18 protein-coding genes and 1 pseudogene are annotated in these 26,392 nt (G+C 65.6%); 15 read left to right on the top strand and 4 right to left on the bottom strand.

The annotated features are described in order from the left end of the window. Positions 1 to 26: 26 nt before the first annotated feature. The 10 genes from ACVWW6_RS37340 (at position 27) to ACVWW6_RS37295 (ending at position 14,585) form a co-directional block, all read left to right on the top strand. The gene (locus ACVWW6_RS37340; protein ID WP_304551682.1) at positions 27 to 2,540 is read left to right on the top strand and encodes a circularly permuted type 2 ATP-grasp protein; all 2,514 of its coding nucleotides are present in this window, start codon (positions 27 to 29) and stop codon (positions 2,538 to 2,540) included. After that, entirely contained in the window at positions 2,537 to 3,415 is an 879-nt protein-coding gene (locus ACVWW6_RS37335; protein ID WP_304551683.1) for a transglutaminase family protein, read from the top strand. The genes ACVWW6_RS37340 and ACVWW6_RS37335 overlap by 4 nt, the downstream gene beginning before the upstream one ends. 315 nt (positions 3,416 to 3,730) lie before the next feature. Continuing rightward, positions 3,731 to 4,558, top strand: coding sequence for a metal-dependent phosphohydrolase (locus ACVWW6_RS37330; RefSeq protein WP_028172344.1), 828 nt, complete (start codon positions 3,731 to 3,733; stop codon positions 4,556 to 4,558). 113 nt (positions 4,559 to 4,671) lie between these two features. Continuing rightward, the gene (locus ACVWW6_RS37325; protein WP_456682510.1) at positions 4,672 to 5,568 is read left to right on the top strand and encodes an alpha/beta fold hydrolase; all 897 of its coding nucleotides are present in this window, start codon (positions 4,672 to 4,674) and stop codon (positions 5,566 to 5,568) included. A 78-nt stretch (positions 5,569 to 5,646) separates the two neighbouring features. Further along, entirely contained in the window at positions 5,647 to 7,164 is a 1,518-nt protein-coding gene (locus ACVWW6_RS37320; protein ID WP_456682509.1) for an FAD-dependent oxidoreductase, read from the top strand. A 186-nt stretch (positions 7,165 to 7,350) separates the two neighbouring features. Beyond that, positions 7,351 to 9,984: an ATP-binding protein gene (locus tag ACVWW6_RS37315; protein ID WP_456682508.1), complete on the top strand. Its 2,634-nt coding sequence runs from the start codon at positions 7,351 to 7,353 to the stop codon at positions 9,982 to 9,984. A 3-nt stretch (positions 9,985 to 9,987) separates the two neighbouring features. Further along, positions 9,988 to 11,103, top strand: a complete 1,116-nt coding sequence (locus tag ACVWW6_RS37310; RefSeq protein ID WP_011085770.1) for a sensor histidine kinase — start codon at positions 9,988 to 9,990, stop codon at positions 11,101 to 11,103. A 129-nt stretch (positions 11,104 to 11,232) separates the two neighbouring features. Next, on the top strand, positions 11,233 to 11,814 hold the full coding sequence (locus tag ACVWW6_RS37305; protein WP_028172340.1) for an HdeD family acid-resistance protein: 582 nt from the start codon (positions 11,233 to 11,235) through the stop codon (positions 11,812 to 11,814). 119 nt (positions 11,815 to 11,933) lie between these two features. Continuing rightward, complete coding sequence (locus ACVWW6_RS37300) at positions 11,934 to 13,145, top strand: ABC transporter substrate-binding protein (protein WP_304551688.1); 1,212 nt, start codon at positions 11,934 to 11,936, stop codon at positions 13,143 to 13,145. Positions 13,146 to 13,367: 222 nt separating this feature from the next. After that, positions 13,368 to 14,585 carry an acyl-CoA dehydrogenase family protein gene (locus ACVWW6_RS37295; RefSeq protein ID WP_456682507.1) on the top strand — a complete coding sequence of 406 codons (1,218 nt, stop codon included), beginning with the start codon at positions 13,368 to 13,370 and terminating at the stop codon, positions 14,583 to 14,585. A gap of 83 nt (positions 14,586 to 14,668) precedes the next feature. On the opposite strand, the gene ACVWW6_RS37290 is transcribed toward ACVWW6_RS37295, so the two are convergent. Then, positions 14,669 to 15,658, bottom strand: coding sequence for an MBL fold metallo-hydrolase (locus ACVWW6_RS37290; RefSeq protein WP_456682506.1), 990 nt, complete (start codon positions 15,656 to 15,658; stop codon positions 14,669 to 14,671). A gap of 578 nt (positions 15,659 to 16,236) precedes the next feature. Here ACVWW6_RS37290 and ACVWW6_RS37285 point away from each other — a divergent pair. Next, a complete protein-coding gene (locus ACVWW6_RS37285) occupies positions 16,237 to 16,728 on the top strand; it encodes a septal ring lytic transglycosylase RlpA family protein (protein ID WP_011085776.1) in 492 nt (163 codons plus the stop codon). A 3-nt stretch (positions 16,729 to 16,731) separates the two neighbouring features. Here ACVWW6_RS37285 and ACVWW6_RS37280 read toward each other — a convergent pair whose 3' ends face one another. Beyond that, positions 16,732 to 17,010, bottom strand: a complete 279-nt coding sequence (locus ACVWW6_RS37280) for a hypothetical protein (protein ID WP_456682505.1) — start codon at positions 17,008 to 17,010, stop codon at positions 16,732 to 16,734. 33 nt (positions 17,011 to 17,043) lie between these two features. Continuing rightward, positions 17,044 to 18,774, bottom strand: coding sequence for a methyl-accepting chemotaxis protein (locus ACVWW6_RS37275; RefSeq protein ID WP_060911133.1), 1,731 nt, complete (start codon positions 18,772 to 18,774; stop codon positions 17,044 to 17,046). A gap of 213 nt (positions 18,775 to 18,987) precedes the next feature. Here ACVWW6_RS37275 and ACVWW6_RS37270 point away from each other — a divergent pair, with 213 nt between their 5' ends. From ACVWW6_RS37270 to ACVWW6_RS37255, 4 genes are all read left to right on the top strand, one after another. Then, positions 18,988 to 20,370 carry an ethanolamine ammonia-lyase subunit EutB gene (locus ACVWW6_RS37270; protein ID WP_456683224.1) on the top strand — a complete coding sequence of 461 codons (1,383 nt, stop codon included), beginning with the start codon at positions 18,988 to 18,990 and terminating at the stop codon, positions 20,368 to 20,370. A gap of 152 nt (positions 20,371 to 20,522) precedes the next feature. Further along, on the top strand, positions 20,523 to 22,109 hold the full coding sequence (locus ACVWW6_RS37265; RefSeq protein WP_028172333.1) for a B12-binding domain-containing radical SAM protein: 1,587 nt from the start codon (positions 20,523 to 20,525) through the stop codon (positions 22,107 to 22,109). Positions 22,110 to 22,115: 6 nt separating this feature from the next. After that, entirely contained in the window at positions 22,116 to 22,901 is a 786-nt protein-coding gene (gene eutC / locus ACVWW6_RS37260; protein WP_271558440.1) for an ethanolamine ammonia-lyase subunit EutC, read from the top strand. A gap of 205 nt (positions 22,902 to 23,106) precedes the next feature. After that, complete coding sequence (locus ACVWW6_RS37255; RefSeq protein ID WP_011085781.1) at positions 23,107 to 25,473, top strand: efflux RND transporter permease subunit; 2,367 nt, start codon at positions 23,107 to 23,109, stop codon at positions 25,471 to 25,473. A gap of 28 nt (positions 25,474 to 25,501) precedes the next feature. On the opposite strand, the pseudogene ACVWW6_RS37250 reads toward ACVWW6_RS37255, so the two are convergent. Next, positions 25,502 to 26,334, bottom strand: a pseudogene (locus ACVWW6_RS37250) (hypothetical protein). Positions 26,335 to 26,392: the final 58 nt, after the last annotated feature.

The following is a 26,392-nucleotide window of genomic DNA, read 5'->3' as shown; positions in this document are numbered from 1 at the left end:
TATGAGGGTGGGGCAGGGAGAGGCGCATGGGCGAGGGCGCAGCCGAAGAGGACGACAAGGCGGGTAAGGCGCAAAGCCAGCGCCGGCTCGCGCAATGGGTCCGCGACTATAGCCGCCTGCCCGGCATTCCCGACGAGTTCCTAGGGCCCGACGGCGCCCCGCGCGCGGTCTGGAGCCGCTTCTTCGATGCCTTCGGCGCGCTTGCGCCCGACGAGATCGAGCGGCGGTTCGGCATGGCCGACCGCCACCTCCGCGAGGCCGGCGTCACCTACCGCGCCCCGGGAGACAGTGCCGACCGGCCGTGGTCGCTCAGCCATCTGCCGCTGCTGATCGACGAGGCCGACTGGAAGCAGCTTTGCGACGGCATCACCCAGCGCGCCGAGCTGCTCGAGCTCGTGCTGCGCGACATCTATGGCGAGGGCCGGCTGGTCGCGGAAGGCGCGCTGCCGGCGGCCGCGATCGCCGGCAGTCCCGAATATCTCCGTCCCGTCTGCGGCGTGCCGCCGCCGGGCGGGCGCTATCTCTCGCTCTACGCCGCCGATGTCGGCCGCGGGCCCGACGGTCGCTGGTGGGTGCTCGGCGATCGCACGCAGGCGCCCTCAGGCGCGGGCTATGCGCTGGAGAACCGCCTGGTGCTCTCGCGCGCCTTCTCTGATCTCTACAAGTCGATGAACGTGCCGCGCGTCGCGCCGTTCTTCGAGGCGTTCCGCGACAGCCTGCGCGCACGCGCCGATCGCGACGAGCCGCGGATCGGCGTGCTCACGCCCGGCAGTTTCAGCGAAACCTATTTCGAGCACGCGACGCTGGCGCGCTATCTCGGCTTCCTCCTGGTCGAGGGCGACGATCTCGCCGTCAGCGACAACCGCATCCACATCCGCACCGTCGCCGGCCTGAAGCGGCTCGACGTGCTGCTCCGCCGCGTCGATTCCAATTCGCTCGATCCGCTCGAGCTCGATGCGTCTTCGCGGCTCGGGGTGCCCGGCCTGATCGACGTGCTGCGCAAGGACGGCGTCGTCGTCGCCAACATGCCGGGCTCCGGCGTGCTGGAGGCGCGGGCGCTGCTCGGCTTCCTGCCGGCGCTCAGCCGCCGCCTGCTCGGCGAAGAGCTGAAGATGCCGCACATCGCGACCTGGTGGTGCGGCCAGCGCATCGCGCGCGACGAGGTGTTGTCGCGGCTCGACGAGGTCGCGATCGAGGGCGCCTACCGCCGCGGCGTTCCCGGCTTCGACAGCAACGGTCCGGTGCTGGCGAGCGAGCTCGACGCCGCCGGACGCCAGCGCCTGATCGACGCCATCGGCGCACGCGGCATGGACTATGTCGGCCAGGAGGTGGTGCGGCTCTCGACCATGCCGGTGTGGGAGCAGGGTCAGATCACGCCGCGCCCCTTCGTGCTGCGCGTGTTCGCAGCCGCCACGCCCGACGGCTGGGCCATCATGCCCGGCGGCTTCTGCCGCATCGCCGAGCAGGCCGATGCGCGCGCGGTGTCGATGGGCGACGGCGCCCGCGCCGCCGACGTCTGGGTCGTCTCGGGCAAGCAGGTCTCGACCGCGACGCTGCTGCCCGCGACCGACAAGGTGCGGATCCGCCGCATCGCCGGCGTGCTGCCGAGCCGCGCCGCCGACAATCTGTTCTGGCTCGGCCGCTATCTCGAGCGCGCCGAGGCGACCCTGCGGCTGGTGCGCGCGCTGGGCTCGCCGAGCGGGCCCAACAAGGGCACCGCTGCCTCGCTGCAATCGGCCGAACGCATCCAGCGCCTGCTGGTGGCCTGGGGTGCGATCTCGCAGACCTCGCGCGCGGCCCCCGGGCGGATCGCCGCCGAGGCGTTGCAGAGCGCGGAGCGCTTCGGCTCGGCCTTGTCGCTGGTGCGTGCGGCGCAGCGCACCGCGACCTCCTTGCGCGAGCGGCTCTCGCCCGATGCCTGGCAGGTCATCACCGAGATGGCTGAGCGCCTCGCCTACGAGGTCGAGGACGACGACAGCGTGCTGAGCGCGGCCGAGCTGACCTTGCAGGAACTGGCGAGCTTTGCCGGCCTTGCGCAGGAGAACATGAACCGCGCCGCCGGCTGGCGCTTCCTCGACATCGGCCGCCGCACCGAGCGCGCCATCAACACTGCGCGATTCGCGCGCCAGTTCGCCTATGACGAGGCCGGCGACGAGGATCTCGACATCCTGCTGACGCTGGTGGATTCCCAGATCACCTACCGCTCGCGCTATCTGCTGGCGCCGATCCTGGCGCCGGTGCGCGACCTCGCGGTGCTCGACGGCTTCAACCCGCGTTCGGTCGCGTTCCAGGTGGCGACGCTGAACGAGCACATCGCGGCGCTGCCGAGCCTGAAGGAGCACGGCCTGATCGAGCAGCCGCAACGGCTCGCGGTGGCGGTGCAGGCGATGCTGGCGACGGCCGAGGCCGAGAAGCTCGAGGTCAAGACGCTGTTCTCGCTGGAGCAGGATCTGCTCAGCCTCGCCGAGGCGATCGGGCTGCACTACTTCCCGCATGGCCCCAATGCCAGCCGGCCGGAAAAGCTGACGGGGCTGGCGTGATCTACGACATCCGTCACGTCACCACCTACGAATACGAGAGTCCGGTCAGCTTCGCCCGCTGCACGCTGCGGCTGGAGCCGAAGAGCGGCAGCGGTCAGGAACTGATCTCGCACCAGGTCGAGATCCGTCCGCGCCCGTCCGAGCGCAATATCCGCCGCGACTTCTTCGGCACGCTGACCGAGAGCGTGGTGATCGAAGCCGCGCATCGCAATTTGCGCATCGACTCGCGCTCGCGCGTCGCCGTCTCGCGCCAGCCGCCGGCGCGCGATGCTGTCAGCCCGGCCTGGGAGAGCATCCGCGACATCGCATTCGAGGCAACCAGCCTCGGGCCGTCATCCCCGGTCGGCTACGTCTTTGCGAGTCCGCTGGTGCCGGTGCTGCGTCCGGTCAGCGCCTATGCGGCGGAGAGCTTTCCACCCGGCGAGGGCATCCTCAAAGGGGCGGTCGATCTCATGCACCGCATCCGCAACCAGTTTCGCTACGATCCCAAGGCGACGGTGATCTCGACGCCGCTCAACGAGGTCTTCGACAAGCGGCACGGCGTCTGCCAGGACTTCGCCCATGTGATGATCGCAGGGCTGCGCGGGCTCGGCCTGCCGGCGGCCTATGTCAGCGGCTATTTGCGCACCATCCCGCCGCCGGGCCAGCCGCGGCTGCAAGGCGCCGACGCCACCCACGCCTGGGTGTCGCTGTGGTGCGGGACGGAGCTGGGCTGGGTCGATTTCGATCCGACCAACGATCTTCTGGTCGCTGGCGACCATATCGTGCTCGCGGTCGCGCGTGACTTCTCCGACGTCTCCCCGGTCGATGGCATTATCGTCGGTTCGCCGAAGCAGAAGCTCGGCGTCGCCGTCGACGTGCTGCTGGTGGAATGACCGCGGGTCTCCGCCGTCCAGGACGATGCAGGCGCATGCGCCAGGCGGCGGCCCGTTCCCGTGGTCTCTTGTCAACATCCGATAAAGCGAATTTGATTTGTGTTGGGCGGCCGCAGTCCTGCCGGGCCCGCCCCGGGTGTATCGCGCCGTGACCGCAAACGCGATGTCGCAGCGCGCAACGCAACATATTTCCGTATTTTTGTTCCGGGATTTGGTCACCCGGCAAAAGATGGGCTATGCTGGCCTTTGCGTCGAGGACATGAATGAGACGTCGGGAGTTGGCGTGGAACACCACCGACAAGCGGGGCTGCATCCATGATCACGTTACCGAGGCTGGCGGCCGAATCCCTGGAGAAGTTGCTCGGTACGTTCATGCGTCGCCGGTACGACGAGACATCTGCAAGTATCGTCGAGAGCGCGACCCGCACTGCGATGGAATGCATCGGCAATAGCGATGCGCTCTATCACAATATCGAGCATACGATGCTGGTGACGCTGGCCGGCCATTCCATCCTCAGTGGCCGAAGTCTCCATACGCATCTGTCGGCCGCGGATTACGTCCATATCCTGATCGCCTGCCTTGCCCACGACATCGGCTATGTGCGCGGCCTGTTCGAGGAGGATGACGTCGACGGCTTCGTGATCGATGCGGCCGACACCAAGATTTGTTTGCCGCGCGGCGCATCGGATGCCAGCTTGATGATGTATCACGTCGATCGGTCGAAGCTTTACGTGACGCGGCGGCTGCGACATATTCCCGGACTCGATCCGGAACGCATTGCCCGCGCCATCGAGGGCACGCGGTTTCCGGCCCGGGAAGGCCAGGACTATGACGACGAGGCCTCGATCCTGCGCGCCGCCGACTTCATCGGCCAGCTCGGCGATCCCAACTATTTGCGCAAGGCCAACGCGCTCTATTACGAGTTCGAGGAGGTCGGCATGAACCGACAACTCGGCTACGACTCGCCCGCTGACATCGTGAACCGCTATCCACAGTTCTATTGGAACAGCGTCGCACCGCATATCCAGACCGAGATCGGCTACCTCAACAAGACCGAGATCGGCCGGCAGTGGATCGCCAACCTCTACAGCAACGTATTCCGCGCCGAACGCGACATCTCGCTGTCGGGCCCGCAGAAGTAGCCCTGTTGTAGCCCGGATGGAGCGCAGCGCAATCCGGGGACACCTGCATCCGCGAATCCCGGATGTCGCTGCGCTCCATCCGGGCTACGAAGTCCCAAATCCGTAAGCAAATCATGCAACAAAAAACCATCACTACGGATGTCCTCGACATCGCCTATCTCGAATACGGCACGCCTGACGGCTGGCCCTGCATCATGGGCCACGGCTTCCCCTACGACGTGAATGCCTATGCCGAGACTGCGCCGATCATCGCGCAGGCCGGCGCGCGGGTGCTGGTGCCCTGGCTGCGCGGCTACGGGCCGACGCGGTTTCGTTTCCCGGAAACGCTGCGCTCCGGCGAGCAGGCGGCGCTGGGCGCCGATCTTCTGGCCTTCATGGATGCGCTTCGCATCGAACGCGCGGTCGTCGGCGGCTATGACTGGGGCGGCCGCGCGGCCTGCGTGGTTGCGGCGTTGCACCCCGCGCGCGTTGTCGGGCTCGTCTCCGGCAATTCCTACAACATCCAGGACATCGCCCGCGCCATGGAGCCGGCGGCACCGGCGCATGAGGCGGCGCTCTGGTATCAATATCTCTTCCACAACGAGCGCGGCCGCCGCGCGCTGGAGCGCAACCGGCGCGGCTTCGCCCGCCAGCTCTGGTCGATGTGGTCGCCGACATGGGCCTTCGACGATGCGACGTTCGAGCGGAGCGCGACCTCGTTCGACAATCCCGATTTCGTCGAGGTCGTGATCCACTCCTACCGCCACCGTTACGCGCTGGTCGCGGGCGATCCCGCCTATGCGGGGATCGAGGAAAAGCTTGCGGCACAGCCGCCGATCCGCGTTCCGACGATCGCAATCGACGGCGACAGCGACGGGGTCAATACCGGCACCGCCCATCACGCGCGCAAGTTCGAGGGCTTTTTCGAGCGGCGCGTGTTCGCGGGCGCCGGTCATAACCTGCCGCAGGAGCGGCCGGCCGAATGGGCGCAGGCCGTGGCCGACGTGCGCAAGGCGGCTGCCGGGTCCTGATTTTAGCGATCGCGGGAACTTTTCGCCGGTCCCGCCGTCCAATCCTGAGCTGCGCGTTGAGCTGCGAGGGAGATGACCATGAGCGAGGAAAGCAAGCCCAGCGGACCGGATCTGACCGAAGGCGTGGCGCTCACCGCGTTCAGGGACGGCAAGCTGCTCGGCCATGTCGGCGCGGAAGATGTGCTGCTGGTCCAGGCGGGCGGCGAGGTCTTCGCGATCGAACCCGCCTGCAGCCATTATCACGGCCCGCTCGCCGAAGGCCTGGTGGTGGACGACACCATCCGCTGTCCCTGGCATCACGCCTGCTTCTCCTTGCGATCGGGCGAGGCGACGCGGCCGCCGGCCTTGAGCGCGCTGGCCGTATGGGAGGTGACGCGGGACCAGGACAGGATTATCGTTCAGCGCAAGCGTGAGGCACCGAAGCCGACGGCCCGCAGCGCGCCGGCGCCCGAGAAATTCGTCATCGTCGGCGGCGGCGCGGCCGGCTTCGCGGCGGCCGAGATGCTCCGGCGCGAGGGCTTTGCCGGCACCATCACCATGCTCAGCGATGACGGCGCCATGCCGGTCGACCGGCCGAACCTCTCCAAGGACTATCTTGCCGGCAACGCACCGGAGGATTGGCTGCCGCTGCGGGGCGAGGACTATTATCGGGACGCGGGCATCGATCTCAGGCTGAACACGAATGTCTCCGCGATTGATGCGAAGACACGCGGCGTCACGCTGGGCAATGGCGACAGACTGCCGTTCGACCGGCTGCTGCTCGCGACCGGCGCCGAGCCGGTCAAATTGCAGATTCCGGGCGCCGACCAGCCCCATGTCCACACCTTGCGGTCTGTCGCCGACAGCCGTGCCATCATCAAGGCCACGGGCAGCGCGAGGCGCGTGCTGGTGATCGGCGCCAGCTTCATTGGCCTCGAAGTCGCGGCCTCGTTACGGGCACGCAAGCTGGAGGTCCATGTGGTCGCTCCGGAGGAGCGGCCGATGCAGCGCGTGCTCGGACCGGAGATGGGCGATTTCGTTCGCACGCTGCATGAGGAGAACGGCGTCAACTTCCACCTCGGGGACACTGTGGAGAGGCTCGACGGTACGCGCGCGACGCTGAAGAGCGGCGGCGTCATCGAGGCCGACCTCGTCGTGGTCGGCATCGGCGTCAAGCCGCGCCTTGCGCTGGCCGAGAAGGCGGGGCTTGCGGCGGATCGCGGTGTCAGCGTGAGCGAATATCTCGAAACCAGCATCGCCGGCATCTTTGCGGCCGGCGACATCGCGCGCTGGCCCGATCCGCATTCGCGGCAAACCATCCGCGTCGAGCACTGGGTGGTCGCGGAGCGGCAGGGCCAGACCGCGGCGCGCAACATGCTGGGCCGGCGCGAACGCTTCGATGCCGTGCCGTTCTTCTGGAGCCAGCACTACGATGTGCCGATCAACTATGTCGGCCACGCCGAGAGTTTTGACGACATCGCGATCGACGGCAGCATTGCCGGCAGGGACTGTCTGCTGAAGTACCGCAAGGCCGGCCGCGTGCTTGCGGTCGCCTCAATTTACCGCGATCTCGACAGTCTCAAGGCCGAGCTCGAGATGGAGCGGCGGGGGTCGTAAGCCGCGGCCGTCGCTCGGCGGTGCCTCCCGGCGCCAATTCACCTGCCGGATCGTCGCAGGCAAGGAGCCGGGGCGGCTCTGCCGCTTCCCTCGCGGCTGCTGCACGTATAGATTGCATACGCTGCAAAAAGGGCGGAAGCATCGCTGACGTTCGATTCGAGCCGTCCCTTTCTCAAAGATAGCGATATGGACAGCGGGGCCAGCACTGCAAATCGATCGCTCAGTGTCGCGGGCGTCCTGATCGCCTTTGGCATTGGCAGCGTGTTTCTGCTCGGCGCCGGACGACAGAACTATCCGGAACTCCACACCATTCTCGACACCAGCATCACCCTCATCACGGGGCTGCTGGCATTGCTGCTCTGGGATATGGGCGCGCGCATCGAACAGCCGCTGTCCAAGCGGCTCGCGATCGCCTTCGGCGCGACCTTCGTCCTGGAGTTCCTCCACGTGCTGGTGATCGTGGAATGGTCGGGGTCGCTGGCGTTCGTCATGCAGCTGCGGGAATTTCTCCGGCCGGCGACATGGCCGCCGGCCGCCCACATCCTCGCGATCGGAATTCTCGCCGCGATCTGGTCGGCGCGGCGGGATCGGGGCGGGATGCCGGCCTTTGCGCTGTTCATGGCCGTCGTCGCGGTGCTGCTGGTTGCGATCTTCCAGCGCCTTCCGCCATATCGCCCGCCGGGCCTGCTCGATATCACCCGTCCGGTGTTGATCGTGGCGCCGCTGTTGTGGGCGATCACCTGCGTTCTGTGCTGGCGGCTGCGAGCGACGGACCGCATCTTCGGGCCGCTGGCCCTGATGGGCGCGGTCGTTCTGCTCGGCCACGTCGCGATGCTGTATTCGCAGGCGCCGCACGACACCGAGGCGATGGTCGCTCACCTCGGCAAGGTCGCCGGGCGCCTCGTCCTGCTGCTCTCGATGATGCGGATGGCCTCGTCGGACATGCTGGAGCGGATGCGGGCGGAAGCCCAGCTCGCGCGCTTGAACGAGGAGCTGGAAGTGCGTGTCGAGGAGCGGACCGCACAGCTTGCAGCGTCCAATCTTGCGCTGGAATCCGAAATTCTCGTGCGCAGGCACGCGGAGCAGAAGGCCCAGGCGCAACTCGCCCGATTGAGCCTGCTGCACCAGATCACCCGCGCGATCGGCGAGCGGCAGGATCTCAACAGCATTTTCCAGGTGGTGGTCCGCAGTCTCGAAGACCAGTTGCCGGTGGATTTCGGCTGCCTGTGCTTTCAAGACGCGGTCGATCACGTGCTGACGGTGGAATGCGTCGGGATCAAGAGCGGTGCGCTGGCCATGGAACTGGCGATGCCCGAGCGGTCGCGGATCGACATCGACGAGAACGGCCTTTCGCGTTGCGTGATGGGTCAGCTCGTCTATGAGCCTGACATCACGCGGTCGTCCTTTCCGTTCCCGGTCCGGCTCGCGCGGGGCGGGCTGCGGGCGATGGTGCTGGCCCCGCTGCAGGTGGAGAGCCGGGTGTTCGGCGTCCTCGTCGCGGCGCGGAAGGAGCGGGACAGCTTCAGCAGCGGCGAATGCGAGTTCCTGCGGCAGTTGAGCGAGCACGTCGCGCTCGCCGCCCATCAGGCGCAGCTCCATGGCGCCCTGCAACAGGCCTACGAGGATCTGCGGCAGACCCAGCAGGCCGTGATGCAGCAGGAGCGGCTGCGCGCCCTTGGGCAGATGGCGAGCGGCATTGCCCATGACATCAACAATGCGCTCTCGCCGGTGTCGCTCTACACCCAATCGCTGCTGGAACGGGAGCCGGGCCTGAGTGCGCGCACGCGCGATTATCTGGAGACGATCCAGCGGGCGGTCGAGGACGTGGCCCATACCGTGGCGCGCATGCGCGAGTTCTACCGCCAGCGAGAGCCGCAACTGACGCTGATGCCGGTTCATCTCAACCAGCTCGTGCAGCAGGTCATCGACCTCACGCGGGCGCGGTGGAGCGACATGCCGCACCTTCGCGGAACCGTGATCGCGCTGCGCACCGAGCTCGCGGAGCAATTGCCTGCGATCTCCGGCATCGAGAGCGAAATCCGCGAAGCGTTGATCAATCTCATCTTCAATGCCGTCGATGCGGTGCCCGGCGGCGGCACGCTGACGCTGCGCACCAGGCTTGCCGGCGGCGCGGACGGGCACGGCCAGGTGCGGGTCGAGGTCGGTGACGACGGGCTGGGCATGGACGAGGAGACCCGCCGGCGCTGCCTCGAACCGTTCTTCACGACCAAGGGGGAGCGCGGAACCGGATTGGGCCTCGCGATGGTCTACGGTGTCCTGCGGCGGCACAACGGCGAGATCGAGATCGACAGCGCCGTCGGTCGCGGCACCACCGTGTCGTTGAATTTTCCGGTCCCGCAGGCGGCGCCGGCCACGCCGTCGCAGGACAGGCTCGATTCCGCGAGGCTCTCCCGGCTGCGGCTGCTGCTGGTCGACGACGATCCGCTCCTGCTGAAATCATTGTGCAATACGCTGGAGGCGGAGGGGCACGTCGTGACGACGGCCAATGACGGCGTCGCGGGCATCGCCGCGTTCCGCGCCGCCTCCGCGCGCGGCGAGACCTTCGCCGCCGTGATCACCGATCTCGGCATGCCTGATGTCGACGGCCGCAAGGTGGCGAGCGCGATCAAGGCCGCGTCGCCCGCCACGCCCGTGATCATGCTGACCGGATGGGGCAAGCGCCTGATGTCCGAGGATGACATGCCGGCCCATGTCGACTGCCTCCTGAGCAAGCCGCCGAAGCTTCGCGAATTGAGGGAAACGCTGGCGCAATGCTGCGAGCCCGGCCGCGCACAGGGTGCGATAGAGGTGAGCGAATAGGAAATGCCGACCGCAAAGTCAAAGGCCCGCATCCTGGTGGTTGACGACGAGGCTGCGCAGATGCGGGCGCTGTGCGACACGTTGCCAGTCGAGGATTACGATGCGGTCGGCTTCACCGACGCCAGATCCGCGCTGGCGGAGCTGCAGCGCACGAAATGCGACCTCCTGCTCGCCGACCTGATGATGCCGGGCATGGACGGCATCGAGCTGCTGCGGGCCGCGCGGGAGATCGATCCGCATCTGGTCGGCATCATCATGACCGGCGACGGCACCATCGCGACGGCGGTCGAGGCCATGAAGGCGGGGGCGCTCGACTACATTCTCAAGCCGTTCAAGCTCAGCGTCGTCATTCCCGTGCTGGAGCGCGCGCTCGCGGTGCGGCGCCTGCACCTGGAGAATGCGGAGCTGGCGCTGCGGGTCCGCGAGCGGACCCTCGAGCTCGAAGCCGCCAACCGGGAGCTCGAGGCATTCGCCTATTCCGTCGCGCACGATCTGCGCGGTCCGCTCTCGGTCATCGTCGGCTATGCGGAGACGCTGATCGAGGATCATTCCGCGCAATGGCCGGACCAGCCGCAGCAGCTGGCCGGCGCCATCCTGGCAAGCGGCGAGCACATGCAGCGCCTGATCGACGGACTGTTGCGCCTGTCGCGGTTCGGCCGCCAGCCGCTGTCGAAGGGGCCGGTCGATGTCGGAGCACTCGTCGGCGAGGTCGTCGACGAACTGCGCCGGCAGCATGCCGGCCGTGAGGTCTTCGTCCATTTGGGCGAAATTCCCGGATGCGTCGGCGATCAGGCTCTGCTGCGGCAGGTGCTCGTCAATCTGCTCTCCAACGCGTTCAAGTTCACCCGCGCCCGGGAGAAGCCGCTGGTCACGGTGATCGGCTGGACCGAAGGGCGCGAGACGGTCTATTGCGTGCGCGACAACGGCGCCGGCTTCGACATGCAGCAGGCCGACAAGCTGTTCGCGGCGTTCCAGCGATTTCACGATTCCGATGAGTACGAGGGCACGGGGATCGGCCTCTCGATCGCATCGCGCATCGTGCAACGCCATGGCGGACGCATCTGGGCCAGCGCCGAGGTGGGCAAGGGGGCGGCGTTCTATTTCAGCATTCCGGACTGAAGCGCCGCATTCGATCTTGATTTGCGTCAATGTTGCTGCCGGTGAAGGCTGCTCTGCTGGCTGTTGCCCGGGTGCGGTGCGTGCTAGTCTGGCGTGTGCCCGCGGGCTTCGCATGCAGGAGTGGCCGCCATGACAAGTGCTTCGGATACGTCTCACCATCCCAGTCTCGGCTCGGGCATCACCGCGCTGCATGCCAAATGGGGATGGATCGTCGCGCTCGGTGTCGTTTATCTCGTCGCCGGCTTCGTAGCGCTCGGCAGCATGGTCATGGCGACGGTGGCGAGCGTGATCGTGGTCGGTGCGATGATGATCGTGGCCGGGGTCACCGAAATCATCGGGGCGTTCCAGATGAAGAGCTGGGGCAAGTTCTTGATCTGGGCCCTGCTCGGCGTGCTCTACGTCGTCGCGGGCTTCCTGACCTTCGAGAATCCGCTGTTCGCCGCCGTCCTGTTGACGCTGTTCCTCGGCGCCTCGCTGCTCGCTTCCGGCGCGGTCAGGTTGTTTCTCGCCTTCAGCATGAAGCGCGAAAGCCCGTGGGTGTGGGTGGCGCTATCGGCCGTGATTACGCTGCTGCTCGGATTGTTGATCCTGGCGCGCTGGCCGGTCAACAGCGTCTACATCCTCGGCCTGTTCCTCGGCATCGACCTGATCATGGCGGGCGCGGGCTGGGTCAGCCTGGGCTTCAGCCTGCGGCGGCGCCACACTAGCTAACCAGCAACTCGACGCAAGACCGTGTTGCGGAACTCCGGTGATCTGACGCGCTGACAAAAAGCAGCGCGTCGCGCGTTCGCCTGATGGCGTCGCGCAGCGATAATCATCGGGGAGAAACCATGAAAGCCGCTTTGGCCCTGGCCGCAGCGTTGGCTGCCGCCTGCCTGTCCACGCCCGCTTCCGCACAAAAATCCTACGGTCCCGGCGTCAGCGACACCGAGATCAAGATCGGCAACACCATGCCCTATAGTGGGCCGGCTTCGCCGCTCAGCATCACCGGCAAGGTCATCGCGGCCTATTTCGATGAGGTCAACGAGAAGGGCGGCGTCAACGGCCGCAAGCTCAATCTGATCTCGCTCGACGACGCGTTCTCGCCGCCCAAGACCATGGAGGCGGCGCGCCGGCTGGTCGAGAGCGACGGCGTCGCCTTCATCTTCGCCACCATGGGCACGGCGCCGAGCTCGGCGATCGCGAAATATCTCAACAGCAACAAGGTGCCGCAGCTCTTCTTGATCAGCTCCGCCTCGAAGTGGAACGATCCCGTCAACATGCCGTGGTCGATGGCGCTGCCCTGGGCGCCGAACTACACCAGCGAGGCCGCGATCGACGTCGCCTATGCCCGCGCCAAGAATCCGAATGCGCGGTTCGCCGTGCTCTATCAGAACGACGACGCCGGCAAGGAATATCTGCGCGGCGTCAAGGAAGCGCTCGGCGCCGATGCCGACAAGGCGATCGCGATGGCCTCGAGCTTCGAGGTCGCCGATCCCACCGTCGATTCCCAGGTGCTGACGCTCGCCAACACCAAGGCCGATGTCTTCCTGATCTATTCGGTGACGCCGCGCGCCTGCGCGCAGGCGGTCCGGAAGGCGCACGAGGTCGGCTGGCAGCCGCAGCGCTTCATCGCCAGCGGCTGCGCCAACAAGGCCACCGTGATGGTGCCGGCCGGCCTCGATGCCGGCAAGGGCGTGCTGTCGCTCGGCTCGCTCAAGCCGTTCGTCGAGGCGCCGAAGGACGATCCGGCGATGACGGCCTATATCGACTTCATGAAGAAGCGCCTGCCCAATGCCGACATCAACAATGTCGCGGGTCTCTACGGCTACACCGTCGCCGAGGCCCTGGTGGTCCTGCTGAGGCAGTGCAAGGACAATCTGACGCGTGAGAACATCATGGCGCAGGCGGCCAACTTAAAGAGCGTGCCGCTGTCGCTGCTGATGCCCGGCATCACGCTCAACACCACGCCGCAGGATTTCCGCCCCATCAAGGACGGCTATATGCTCCAGTTCGACGGCAACGACTGGGTCGTGGCGAGCGAGCTGTTGCGCGGGACGTGAGGCGAATAGGCCGGCAAGCAACCACGGAGAAGGTGCACCCTCTCCCCCCTGTGGGAGAGGGTGGATGCGCGAAGCGCAGCCGGGTGAGGGGTATCTCTCCGCGACTCGTCTCTACATTTGAATGCGCGGATACAACCCCTCATCCGGCGCTTCGCGCCACCTTCTCCCACAAGGGGAGAAGGGAAGAGGCATCTGCTTTGGCGGCACGAACAGGAGACCCCAATGGACTTTCAACACTCCGCCCGTTCGCTGGAGCTCCAGGAGCGCGTCCGCCGGTTCATGCGGACGCATGTCGAGCCGGTCGAGGAGCTCTATTACGAGCAGGTGAAACTGGAAGCCACGCGTTACAAGACGCCGCAGGTGCTGCAGGACCTGAAGCGGCTGGCGCGCGAGCAGGGGCTCTGGAACCTGTTTCTGTCAAGCGAGCACGGACCCGGATTGACCAACCTCGAATACGCGCCCGTGAAGGAAATCATGGGCCGCATCCTCTGGGCGCCCGAGGTCTTCAACTGCTCGGCGCCCGATGTCGGCAACATGGAGGTGCTGGCGAACTACGGCACGCCGGCGCAGCAGGAGCGCTGGCTGACGCCGCTGCTGGAGGGGCGCATCCGCTCCGGCTTCTCTATGACGGAGCCGCAGGTCGCCTCCAGCGACGCCACCAACATCCAGTGCGAGATCAAGCGCGACGGCGACAGCTACGTCATCAACGGCCGCAAATGGTTCACGTCGGGCGCGATGAACGAGGATTGCGAGATCCTGATCGTGATGGGCAAGACCGCGCCCGATCATCCCGACCGCCATCGTCAGCAATCCATGATCCTGGTGCCGAAGGCGACGCCGGGCGTGCGCATCGTCCGCGACATGCTGACCTACGGCTATGACGACGCCCCGGTCGGCCATCCCGAGATCGTCTACGACAACGTCCGCGTGCCCGCGGAGAACATCCTGCTCGGCGAGGGCCGCGGCTTCGAGATCGCGCAAGGGAGGCTCGGCCCCGGCCGCATCCATCACTGCATGCGCCTGATCGGCTGCGCCCAGCGTGCGTTGGAATTGATGTGCCAGCGTGCGGTCTCGCGCACAGCCTTCGGCAAGCCGCTCGCCGAGCAGGGCTCGGTGCGCGAGGACATCGCCAACTCCTTCTGCGAGATCGCGCAGGCGCGGCTCTTGACGCTGCAGGCCGCCGACAAGATGGATCGCGAGGGCAACAAGGCGGCGCGCGACCTGATCGCCGCGGCCAAGATCGTGGTGCCCAGCATGGCCGCCCGCGTCATCGACCGCGCCATCCAGATCCACGGCGCCGCCGGCGTCTCGCAGGACACCTTCCTCGCCCGCGCCTATGTCTACGCCCGCTTCATCCGCATCGGCGACGGGCCTGACCAGGTGCATCTGGCCGCGGTCGGCAAGGAGCTGATCAGGCGGGGCGGGGTGGGCGTGGCGTGACGACCCGGGCGCCGTGAACTAACCCAGTTGCTCCCCGATTTCGACTTGATCGGCCGATGGCAGCGCCGCTCTTCCGCGGGAAATCAGTCTTCGCGACTGGCAAGCTTGCGATAGACCGCGAAATCGTCAAGCGCCGGCGCCTCGCCACGCCGGACGTTGGAATTGATGTCGGGCCCGATAACCAGCGATGTGCCGAGACCGGCATAGATGTATCGCGCGCCGAATGCCTTCTTCAGCGCCGCAAACGTCGGTTCACCCGTGCAGTGACCGGGGGCAATGTTCTCGACCCGGAACTTGTCCTTGAGGGCGATCACGATCTTCTCGATGGCGTCGTCGGTGGCAACCACAAGGTGGAAGCCGCCGGCAACGAGATGAATCTTCGGATTGATGACTGTTGCGGCCTCTACGATGCGTTCGATTCCGGGATGCGAACAGCCGACCACAAGAACCACACCATCCGGCGTGTTCACGGCAAGAGAAAGTTCCTTGAGTTCCTTCGTCCCGGGAAGATCGGAGATCAGAGCGATCAGGGTGATGCCCGGCATGATCTCCGTCGTCTGATCGATCAATTGGAAGTTGGCAGTGGGCCAGGCGGTGCCGAACTCCATGATTTTCGGCGGTTTTCCGCTGTAGTATCGCATCTCCTCGGGCAGGGAGTCGTCCTTGCGATAGAACGTCGAGGGGAGCGATGAACCGTAGATGCCAAATCCTTCCTTGGGTGCGTAAATCGTGATCTTCGGGTTCACACTCAGGACATGACTCAATCCAGCCATGTGATCGGCGTGACGATGGGAGAGAACGACGAAATCGAGCGTGGTAAGATCAACCCCCTTCGCCTTGACATTCTTCTCGAAGATCTCGGCGTTATCTCCAGTGTCAAAGAGAATGCGCTTTCCTGCGACTTCCACCAGCGCGGAGAAACCCCAGTCCTTTGTCATTGCTGGATCGGCGCCGAACGCGTCATACAAGATCGTAATCCTGCCGTTCGGCTCAGCTGCGATGGTGGCCGGAGAGTTCGCCGTTGTGGCGCACATCGAAAGGGCGGCGATGAAAATCCATCTTGCGAATTTCATGGTCGTGCCTCCTCTTCGGTTGGGATGGGCCGAAACAGTACTCCTGTAGCTTGCCTGCGGCGCATTGCGTGCGCGGGGCCTCCGCCTGACGACGGTTTCGGCCTAATGCGTTATCTTCGGATGCTATCGACCAACCAGCAACACGATATTTGCACGCTAAAGACTTAACCCTTTCGGCGGCTCCAAAGCTGGGAGCGCGTCAATACCTCCAGGTCGTCGCGATCTCGTTGTTTGTATGCGCGCGGTCGTTTGCCTGCGCGCATCTTCTTGATTTTGGAGCTGCACGATCCCTTCACGGGACTCCTCGGGATTGCAAGCTCGATACTGCGCACTTTTACCGCCGTAATCACACGGTCGCGCGTCGCTCTCGTCGGTCATTCTGCTGACGCAATCCCTGTCTTAGACGGCGAGAATTAAAACACTCCGTGGGACCGCTCTGGTTCCCACAACGGTTCCGTAGCCAGGGGTTGGCTCGAATCCGCAAAAGATTGGCGCAAGTTCCTGAACGCTTCCGCGTTCGCTTGTCCATGTCTTGCGGCATCCGGAACCGGACGATCGAGAAAATCAAAGGAGATATAATGGTGTTCCGCTCGAGCGCCGCAATTTGCGGCGCCGTGGTTGCGCTTGCCGTTTCTGTTACCGTTGCTCGAAGTGAAACGGGTGGAGCTCACTCAAGCGCTATCGTCAATGCCGCCTCTGGGGATGCGATCGTTGGCGCAGCATCCATGTACAATCCGTTCAAGCCCGGCAAGGAGGAGGGCGGCCCAAGCACAGCCTCGGGCGAGCGTTATGATCCCTCGCTGTGGACGGCCGCCATCAAGACGAGTTTGCGTCAGAAATTTGGTGGGGTCCAATTTGGCGCTCGGCCGAAATATGCTCTCGTCGAGGCCGCAGGCAAGAAGGTCATCGTCAAGATAAACGACGTGGGGCCGCTCAGGCCTGGCCGCATCATTGATCTCAATGAGCGGACGATGCGCCATTTCGATCCGAGCCTGGAGCTCGGGGTCATTCCCGACGTAACAGTCAGGCCGCTTTCCGGCGACGATTGGATCCCCGGACCGGTTGGCTGAACGTCATACCCGAAAGAGGCACAGCACGGCCGTTCGGGACGGTGGAAACGTCTCGATGGTCTTCTCGCGGGGATCGTAGACGAAGAGATCGACCCTCAGGGCGGAAGGGTACGGTTCGGCGAACTGCACCGCCGCCATGGTGACATCATGCCGGTGTTTTGCCCGACGAGTCAAATCGACTTCGTAAAATCCGCACAGTGTCGCGCCGCCGGCCAAGCTATTGAAAAAACTGTCCCCGGCTACTGTGCATGGGGTTGTTTTCGCGTTTTTTGTCTGGGGCATGCCCCCGCCGGCTTCACGGCGGCGAACGCGCCGCTATCCCGCCCTGGCGGCGCGGGCATCCGACCGCAGGTTCTGGAAGAACTTCTCCACCTCGCGCGACAGCGTCTCCGCGGTCGCGGTCAGGCTGCTCGCCGCGGTCAGCACGGAGGATGCCGCCGTATCGGTCTCGCCGATGGCGTCGCGCAGCGAGGTGATGTTGGCGACCAGCGTCTCGTTGCCCTGGGCGGCGCTTTGCGCGTTGGACGAGATCTCGCGTGTGGCCTGGTCCTGCTGGCCGACGGCGCCGGCGATCGCCGAGGTGACCTCGTTGATCTCGCGCACCGCGCCGCCGATCTCGCGCACGGCATCGACCGCGTTGCGGGTGGACGCCTGGATCATGGAGACGTTCTCGCCGATCTCGGCGGTCGCCTTGGCGGTCTGGCCTGCGAGCGCTTTCACTTCGTGCGCGACAACGGCAAAGCCGCGGCCGGCATCGCCGGCGCGGGCGGCCTCGATGGTGGCGTTGAGCGCGAGCAGATTGGTCTGCTCTGCGATCGCCTGGATCAGGTTGAGCACGCCGTCGATGCGCTGGGTGGCGGCGGCGAGGCTCTCGATCTCCGAGATCGATTTCTCGGTGCGCTGGCCGGTCTGCTCGACCGCGCCGGCGCTCTGCCGGACCTGCCGGCCGATCTCTTCGACGGAGGCCGACAGCTCCTCGGCCGCGCCTGCGACCGCCGTGACGTTGTGCGAGGCCTGCTGGCTGGCGTTTGCGGCCATGCCGGCCCGGTTGCTTGCATCCGCGGTGACGCGCGTGATGGTCTGCGCGGTCTCGCGCATGACCGAGGCGTTGTCGCCGAGGCCGCGCATGATCGCGCCGATCGCGTCGCGAAACTCCTCGACGGATCGTTCGATATGGCGGGCGCGCTGCTCGCGCGCGGCGGAATCCTGCGAGACCTGCGAGGCGAGGTTGCGGTTGCGCCCCATCGCGTCCTGGAAGATCTGGATCGCGCGGGCCAGCCCGCCGATCTCGTCGGCGCGGTTGCCGTACGGCACCACGACGTTCTCGGCGCCATCGGCGACCTGCTTGATGGTGGCGGTGATCGAGGCGAGCGGCCGGGCGATCGAGCGGGCGATGATGACGATGCCGATCACGACGAGCGCCAGCGCCACGCCGGCAAGGCTGGTCAGGACGAAGGACAGGGTGCGGTTGGTCTCGGTCTGCCGGGCGATCTGTTTGCCGCGCTCGGCATAGACCTTGGACAGTGCCTCGAGATCCTTGTTCAGCGCCGAGCGCACGGCGCGGTTGGCGTCGTTGTCGCCCCATTCGCGGCCCGCGGCCGCATTGATTTCGACGCCGCGGCGGACCAGCTCCTTGCGAAACTCGACGAACTGCTCGATGCGCTTCCTGAAGGTGGCGAACTGCTCGGCATCGTCGTCCCTGACGATGGTTTCCCAGCGCTTCACGACGTCGAGGATCTGCGCGTTGAACTTGAGCAGGCCCTCGCCGTATTTCTTCACGACGGCAGGCTCCGTCGACATGTAGACGCCGCGCGATTCCATCACCACCGCATAGACCAGCGAGTTGACGCGCTCGACGTTCAGCGCGGCCGCGTTCGCCGTCTCGATCGCGCTGATCAGGTCGGCGCTGCGGCGGCTGTTGTAGTCGGACAGCATCGCAATCGCCGCCGTGAGCAGTGCGAACAGCGCGAAGATCGCATAGAGCTTGGTGGCAAGCGTGAAGCGGCCGGCCAGGCCGGCGGCATTCCCAGATTGGTCGATGGTCATGGTTTTCAGGGGCCCGAATGGCCTGAGGCGGCCGGTGAGCGCGGTCGTGTAAAAATCTATGCAAAACTATGCAGAACGAAGATGGACGCGGCGTTAACGCGCCTTCGTCCTTGGTCGAAAGAAAGGTAAGTTATTTCAGCGTCTTGATCCGAAGGTATAGTTTCAGGATAGTCCTGGAGTCGGCCTTTGGCCGACGAACCCCCGGAGGGGACCTTGGTCTACCGCCATACCATCGACGCCACGACCTATGCCTTCCCGGATCTGCGCGACCTGCTCGCCAAGGCGACGCCGCCGCGCTCCGGCGACCGGCTGGCCGGAATTGCCGCTCCCAGCGCCGAGCAGATGATCGCGGCGCGGATGGCGCTCGCGGATGTTCCGCTCGGACAGTTCTTGCAGGAAGCGCTCATCCCCTACGAGACCGACGAGGTCACCCGCCTCGTCATCGACAGCCATGACGCAAGGGCCTTTGCGCCGGTGGCCTCGCTCACGGTCGGCGCCTTCCGCGACTGGCTGCTGTCGGACGCGGCGACGCCCGAGATCCTGCGCAAGCTCGCCCCCGGTATCACGCCGGAAATGGCGGCCGCGGTCTCGAAACTGATGCGCAACCAGGATTTGATCCTGGCGGCGCGGAAATGCGAGGTGACCACCGCCTTCCGCAATACCATCGGGCTGAAGGGGCGGATGAGCACGCGGCTCCAGCCCAACCATCCGTTCGACGACGCGAGGGGCATCACCGCCTCGATCCTCGACGGCATCCTGCTGGGGGCCGGCGATGCCTGCATCGGCATCAATCCCGCCAGCGACGACCCGACCGTCATCGCCCAATTGCTGCGCCTGCTCGACGAGATCATCGCGCGGCTGAAGATTCCGACGCAAGGCTGCGTGCTCACCCATGTCACGACGACGCTGTCGCTGATCGGGCAGGGCGTGCCGGTCGACCTCGTCTTCCAGTCGGTCGCCGGCACCGAGGCCGCCAACCGTAGCTTTGGCGTCGATCTCGCCTTGCTCCGGGAGGCGCAGGAGGCCGGGCTGTCGCAGCGGCGCGGCACGGTCGGGCAGAACGTGATGTATTTCGAGACCGGCCAGGGCTCGGCGCTGTCCGCCAATGCCCATCACGGCGTCGACCAGCAGACCTGCGAGGCGCGCGCCTATGCGGTCGCACGCGCCTATGCCCCGCTGCTGGTCAACAGCGTGGTCGGCTTCATCGGCCCGGAATATCTCTACGACGGCAAGGAAATCATCCGGGCGGGGCTGGAGGACCATTTCTGCGGCAAGCTGCTCGGCCTGCCGCTCGGGGTCGACATCTGCTACACCAACCACGCCGAGGCGGACCAGGACGACATGGACAACCTGCTGACGCTGCTCGCCGCCGCCGGCGTCACCTTCATCATGGGCGTCCCCGGCGCCGACGACGTCATGCTGAATTACCAGTCGACGTCTTTTCACGACGCGCTCTATGTCCGCGACGTCTTCGGTTTGCGCCGCGCGCCGGAATTCGACGACTGGCTGGCGCAGTCGGGCATCGTGGGCGCCGATTTCCGCCTTGCCGGCGATGCAGGCCTGCTGCCCGATTTTGCCTCCCGGCTGATCGCCTGAGGTGAGGGAGGCGCCAGCTCGCCCCCGGAAACCATTGGCCGCTCTCGGAATTAAGCTCACGCCACAATATTGAGAAATTCCGGCGACAGCATTACGCTATGTGTCTGGCTGGCAATTTCCGCAACCAGGTCGAGCGTGGCGGGGGAGCTTTGATGCGAGCTGAAAGCAACGGTACGTCGCGGCGGATTCTTTGCGTGTTTCCGCGTTACACATCGTCGTTCGGTACGTTCGAGCATTCCTATCCGCTGACCGACGGCGTCCGCGCCTTCATGCCGCCGCAGGGGCTTTTGCTGCTCGCGGCCTATCTGCCCGAGGACTGGCAGGTCAAATTCGTCGACGAGAACCTGCGCCGCACCACGAAAGAGGAGTTCGGCTGGGCGGAAGTCGTCTTCGTCAGCGGCATGCACATCCAGCGCCAGCAGATGAACGACATCTGCCGCCGCGCCCATGAATTCGATCTCCCGGTTGCGCTCGGCGGGCCCTCCGTCAGCGCCTGCCCGGATTATTATCCGTCCTTCGACTATCTGCATGTCGGCGAGCTCGGCGACGCCACCAACCAGCTGATCGAGATTCTGTCGCGCGACATCTCGCGCCCCGAGACCCAGGTGGTGCTGACCACCAAGGACCGGGTGCCGATGACGGAGTTTCCGATCCCGGCCTACGAGCTTGCCGACGTGAAGAAATACTTCCTCGGCAGCATCCAGTATTCAAGCGGCTGTCCCTATCAGTGCGAGTTCTGCGACATCCCCGGCCTCTACGGCCGCAACCCGCGCATCAAGTCGCCGGAGCAGATCATCGCCGAGCTCGATCGCCTGCGCGAATGCGGCATGACCGACACGGTCTATTTCGTCGACGACAATTTCATCGGCAATCGCAAGGCGGCGATGGACCTGCTGCCGCATCTGATCGAATGGCAGAAGAAGACCGGCTACGTGGTGCGGCTCGCCTGCGAGGCGACGCTCAACATCGCCAAGCGCCCCGAGATCCTGGAGAAGATGCGCGAGGCCTATTTCATCACCATCTTCTGCGGAATCGAGACGCCCGATCCCGATGCGCTGAAGGCGATGCACAAGGACCACAACATGATGGTCCCGATCCTGGAGGGCGTGCGCACCATCAACTCCTACGGCATGGAGGTGGTGTCCGGCATCATCATGGGGCTCGACACCGACAAGCCGAACACTTCGGAGGCGCTGCTCGCCTTTGTCGAGGAGTCCCGGATTCCGCTGCTCACGATCAACCTGCTCCAGGCGCTGCCGAAGACGCCGCTGTGGGACCGTCTGGAGCGGGAAGGGCGCCTGATCGAGGACGACGGCCGCGATTCCAACGTCGACTTCCTGTTGCCCTATGACGACGTCGTCGCATCCTGGAAGCACGCCATGGGCGTCGCCTACGAGCCCGAGAAGGTGTTCGCGCGCTTCCAGTATCAATGCGACCACGTTTATCCTCATCGTCTCAAGATGCCGGTGGCGGACGAGATGAAGACCTGGCCCAACATCAGGCGCGGTCTCGTCATGCTGCGCAACATCTTCTGGAAGGTCGGCGTGCTCGGCGACTACAGGCGCGTGTTCTGGAAGTTCGCGTTGGGTCGCATCAAGCGCGGCGACCTCGAAGGCCTGATCGGCTGCACCCTGATCGCGCACCATCTCATCACCTTTGCCCGCGCGGCCTCCAGCGGCAAGCAGAACGCCTCGAACTATTCGATCCGGCTGCGCGAGGCTTCCGTTCCCGCCGAATGACGCAACATGTCTGATCCGGCCGTCCCGCGCCGCCCGACTCTCGATCTGCGGTCGTTCACGCCTGCGCGCGTTGCGCTCGGCCGCAGCGGCGCAAGCGTGCCGACACGCGCGCTGCTCGACTTCACGCTGGACCACGCCCGGGCCCGCGATGCCGTGCATGCAGTCTTCGACGTACCGCGGCTGCTCGCGGATCTCGGTGCGCTCGGCCTCGCCGTCACCGAGGCGAGGAGCCAGGCGGCCGACCGCAGGGACTATCTGCGGCGGCCGGATCTGGGGCGGCAGCTTGATGCCGGCTCAATCGAGGCTCTGGCGCGAATTGCCTCAAGGCCATGCCAGCTTGCGATCGTGATCGGCGACGGCCTGTCGGCGGCGGCGGTCCACGCCCATGCGGTGGCGCTGGTGACGCGCCTGCTGCCGCTGCTCGCAGCCGACGATGCTGTCGCGCTCGGCCATGTTGTCGTCGCCTCCGGCGCGCGCGTCGCGCTCGGCGACCAGATCGGCGCCATTCTCGGCGCGCGCATGGTCGTGACGCTGATCGGCGAGCGACCCGGCCTGTCCGCGCCCGACAGCCTCGGCGCCTATCTGACCTTCGCGCCGACGCCGGGCCGCACCGATGCCGAGCGCAATTGCGTGTCGAACATCCACCACGCTGGGTTGAGCTATGACGAGGCCGCCTTCAAGATCGCCTGGCTCCTCCGGGAGGGGCTGGCAAGGGAGGTCACCGGCGTCGCGCTGAAAGACGAGAGCGCGGACCGGGCGCCGCGTCGAATTGGCACGTCCTTGCCCGAATAACGGGCATTCCGGCAAAATCGCTACATCTTGATCGATTTGGCCACACTTCGCCTGCTTGCGAGGGAGGCTATGGACCTGCTAAACCCCTCGCGGCGATTTTCCGCGCATTTTCAAGGGGCAAGCCTCCCATTGGTATGGCGTTTTCAAGCCGTTCGCGGAGCGCAATAAGCTCACAGACCGAGCCGATTTAGGAACTGGATAAGGCATGCTCGAAAAGCACAGCGAGAGTGAGGTTCATGTCGACAAGGTCGAGCAGGGACCCGCGTCCTCCATCGCCTTCGGGTTGGAGCGCATCGGGCTGATCGCCGTCCGGGCGCCGATCGTCTCCTGCATCGTCCTGCTCGTCCTGATCGTGGGCGCCGTATTCGGCATCCACCGGATCAAGATCGACGATTCGCTGTCGCAGCTGTTCCGCTCCGACACCCGCGAATTCCACCAGTACGAAGAGGTGACGAAGAAGTTTCCGGCCGAGGAGTTCGACGTCCTCGTCGTGGTCGAAGGCAAGAACCTCCTGGCTCGGAACAACCTCGAGAAGCTGCGCGACTTCATCACCGACATGCAGCTGGTCGAGGGCACGCGTGGCCTCGTCTCGCTGTTCTCGGCGCGTCAGGCACCGGCGCCGGGCAAGCTGCCGGCGGCGCTGTTCCCGCCCGAGCTGCCCGAGGGCGCGGCCTATGACAAGTTCATCGAAACCGTCAAGAACAACGAGATCATCCGCGGCAAGTTGTTGTCGGAGGACGGCACGCTGGCCCTGATCGTGCTGTCGCTCGATCCGGAGGTGGTCGCCTCCAGCAAGCTGACCAAGACCGTCGCCGACATCCGCGCGCTGATGAAGGAGGATCTCGGCGACACCGGGCTCAACGTGCAGCTCTCCGGCGTGCCGGTGATGCAGCTCGAGATCCGCAACGCGGTCGAGCGCGACGGGCTGACCTACAACATCCTCGGCATTCTCGCCGGCTGCGTCATCGCCATCATCTTCTTCCGCAAGATCTCGTTCATGATCGCGGCCGCGTTCCCGCCGATGATCGCGATCCTGTTGGCGCTCGGCGCGCTCGGCTGGGCGAACTTCAATCTCAACATGTTCCTGAACGTGATGACGCCGCTCATCATGGTCATCAGCTTCTCGGACTCGATGCAGCTGACTTTCGCCGCGCGCGACAGGCTGATCGCGGGCCAGGACAAGTTCACCGCGTTCAAGAACGCCGTGCTGGTGGTGGGACCCGCCTGCGTGCTGACGCACGGCACCGCCGGTATTTCCTTCATCGCGCTCCAGTTCTCCAGCTCCGACCTGATCCGCAAGTTCGGCGAGGCGGGGCTCGCCGCCACCATCATCGCGCTGGTCGCGGTGCTGTCGCTGGTGCCGGTGTTCGGCGTGCTGTTCGTGCGCAACGAGAAGGTCTTCGCGGTCAAGTTCCAGGGGGCGGACGCCGGCGTCCAGGCGCTACGCAATTTCTGCTACTGGATCGCGGTGCGCATGGTCGGCCGGCCAGGCCTGTTCAGCCTGATCGCGGTGCTGTTCGTCGGCGGCCTCGGCGTCATCTACGCCAATCTGGAGCCCCGCTACCGGCTTGCCGACCAGGTGCCGGACAAGCGCCAGGCGGTCGCCGCCAGCGACCGGCTCGACGCCAAGCTCACCGGCGCCAACCCGGTCAACGTGCTGGTCCAGTTCCCCAAGGGTGAATCGCTCTATTCGCCGGAGACGCTGCAGACGATCGCCGACGTGCATGCGACCGTGGAGAAGGCGGCCGGTGTCGGCAACGTCTGGTCGGTCGAGACCCTGCGCCGCTGGCTTGCGGAAAAGGCCGGCAGCGCCGACGTTGCGACGCTGAAGGAATATATCGGCGTCATTCCCGAGCATCTGGTGCGGCGGTTCATCGACGCCGAGCAGGATGCGGTCGTGGTCGCAGGCCGCGTGCCGGACAAGGATTCCAGCCAACTCCTGCCGATCGTGGACAAGCTCGATTCCGAGCTCGACGCCGTCCGCAAGAAGCATCCCGGCTACGAGGTCGCGGTGACGGGCCTTGCCGCCATCGCGGCGCGCAATTCCGCCAGCATGATCGAGAAGCTGAACCGCGGGCTCACCGTCGAATTCGCACTGGTCGCGATCTTCATCGGCCTCGCCTTCCGCTCCTGGGTGGTGATGTTCGCCTGCATCCTGCCGGGCATCTTCCCTGTCGTGATGTCGGGGACGGTGCTGTGGGCGATGGGCGAGGGGCTGCAATTCGCCAGCGTCGTCGCGCTCACCGTCTCGTTCGGCCTGGGATTGAGCGCCACCATCCACTTCCTCAATCGCTTGAGGCTGGAGAGCAAGCCGGGCGTCGGCTCGGCGCTCGCGGTGGAGCGGGCGACCGTGCTGGTCGGACCGGCCTTGATCCTGACCACGGTGGTGCTGGCCTGCGGCCTCGTCGTCACCGTGTTCTCCGACCTGCCGTCGCTGCGGCTGTTCGGCTGGCTCAGCGCCTTCTCGATGGTCATGGCCCTCGTCGCCGACCTCTTCATCCTGCGGCCGACGGCGATGTGGCTGATCAACCTGCACGCCAAGCTTCAGGGCGCGGACAAGCGCGCGATCTAAGCGCGGGGCGGCGAACGCTGCCCTGTGCTCAGGCTTCGATGCGGATGATGCCGTACGGGTTGAACTTGAAGTCGTCCTCGGCGTAGTCCTGTTCCCGCGAGAGCGTAAGCTTGCGATCGCGCAGCGTCGCGTCGATGCCGCGCTCGGCCATCGCGTTTGCGATCTCCTCCATGAGCATCACCGCGGACCATTCGTTGCCGCGCGATTTCGCGACATAGACCTCCGGCAAACCGGGAGGTGATAGCCGACGGTCTCGTAATAGCGATCGCCGCCGAGCGGGCGCTTGGCGAAGGCAAGACGACAGGCCTTCGCGAGGGCGAGCGTCATGCCGAGGCCCTCGCTGGTCTTTGCGCCTGTGCGTGCCTGATCGGCGAGACTGCGCCATCGCGCAAGCCCGTGGGCAACGCCTGCGCTTTCGCCCTTCACGGCGGTGGCACCGGCCTCGATCATCTCCTCGACGATGCGCAAGGCCGCTGCCGAATAGGCGACCGTCTTCTGCTGGTCCATCGGCGGGCTCAGCACGTAGAGCACCGATTTGTGGTTGGCCACGGCTGCTTCGTCGGCGGCAGACCATGCATTGGGAAAGACACGGTCCCAGCACACGCCGAACGACCGCTCCATGTGCGGATCGGGCTTGGCTTGCGAATACGTGCGGTCGATCTCGAAGTTGAAATCCGCGATCGTCCTGGCCACCGCCTTCGGTGGCTGCAGCAGGCTGTCGTCCTTGCCGAGGAAGCAGAGCACGTGACGTGGTTTCACGGACGAAGGCTGCATGCTCGTTCCTTGCTGGTCATTTGCGAAGGCGCGACTGGCGGCGATAAGGCCGGCGGCCTTGAGCAGATGTCTGCGAATTGGGTCCATGTCCGCAACAATGTCAGCAAAAAGCCCCCGGCTCGCGAGAACCGGGGGCGTGTTCCTC

Source organism: Bradyrhizobium sp. USDA 3311 (assembly GCF_054062495.1).
The sequence above is the reverse complement of the archived record's forward strand: the minus strand, read 5'-3'. Positions and strand labels throughout refer to the sequence as shown.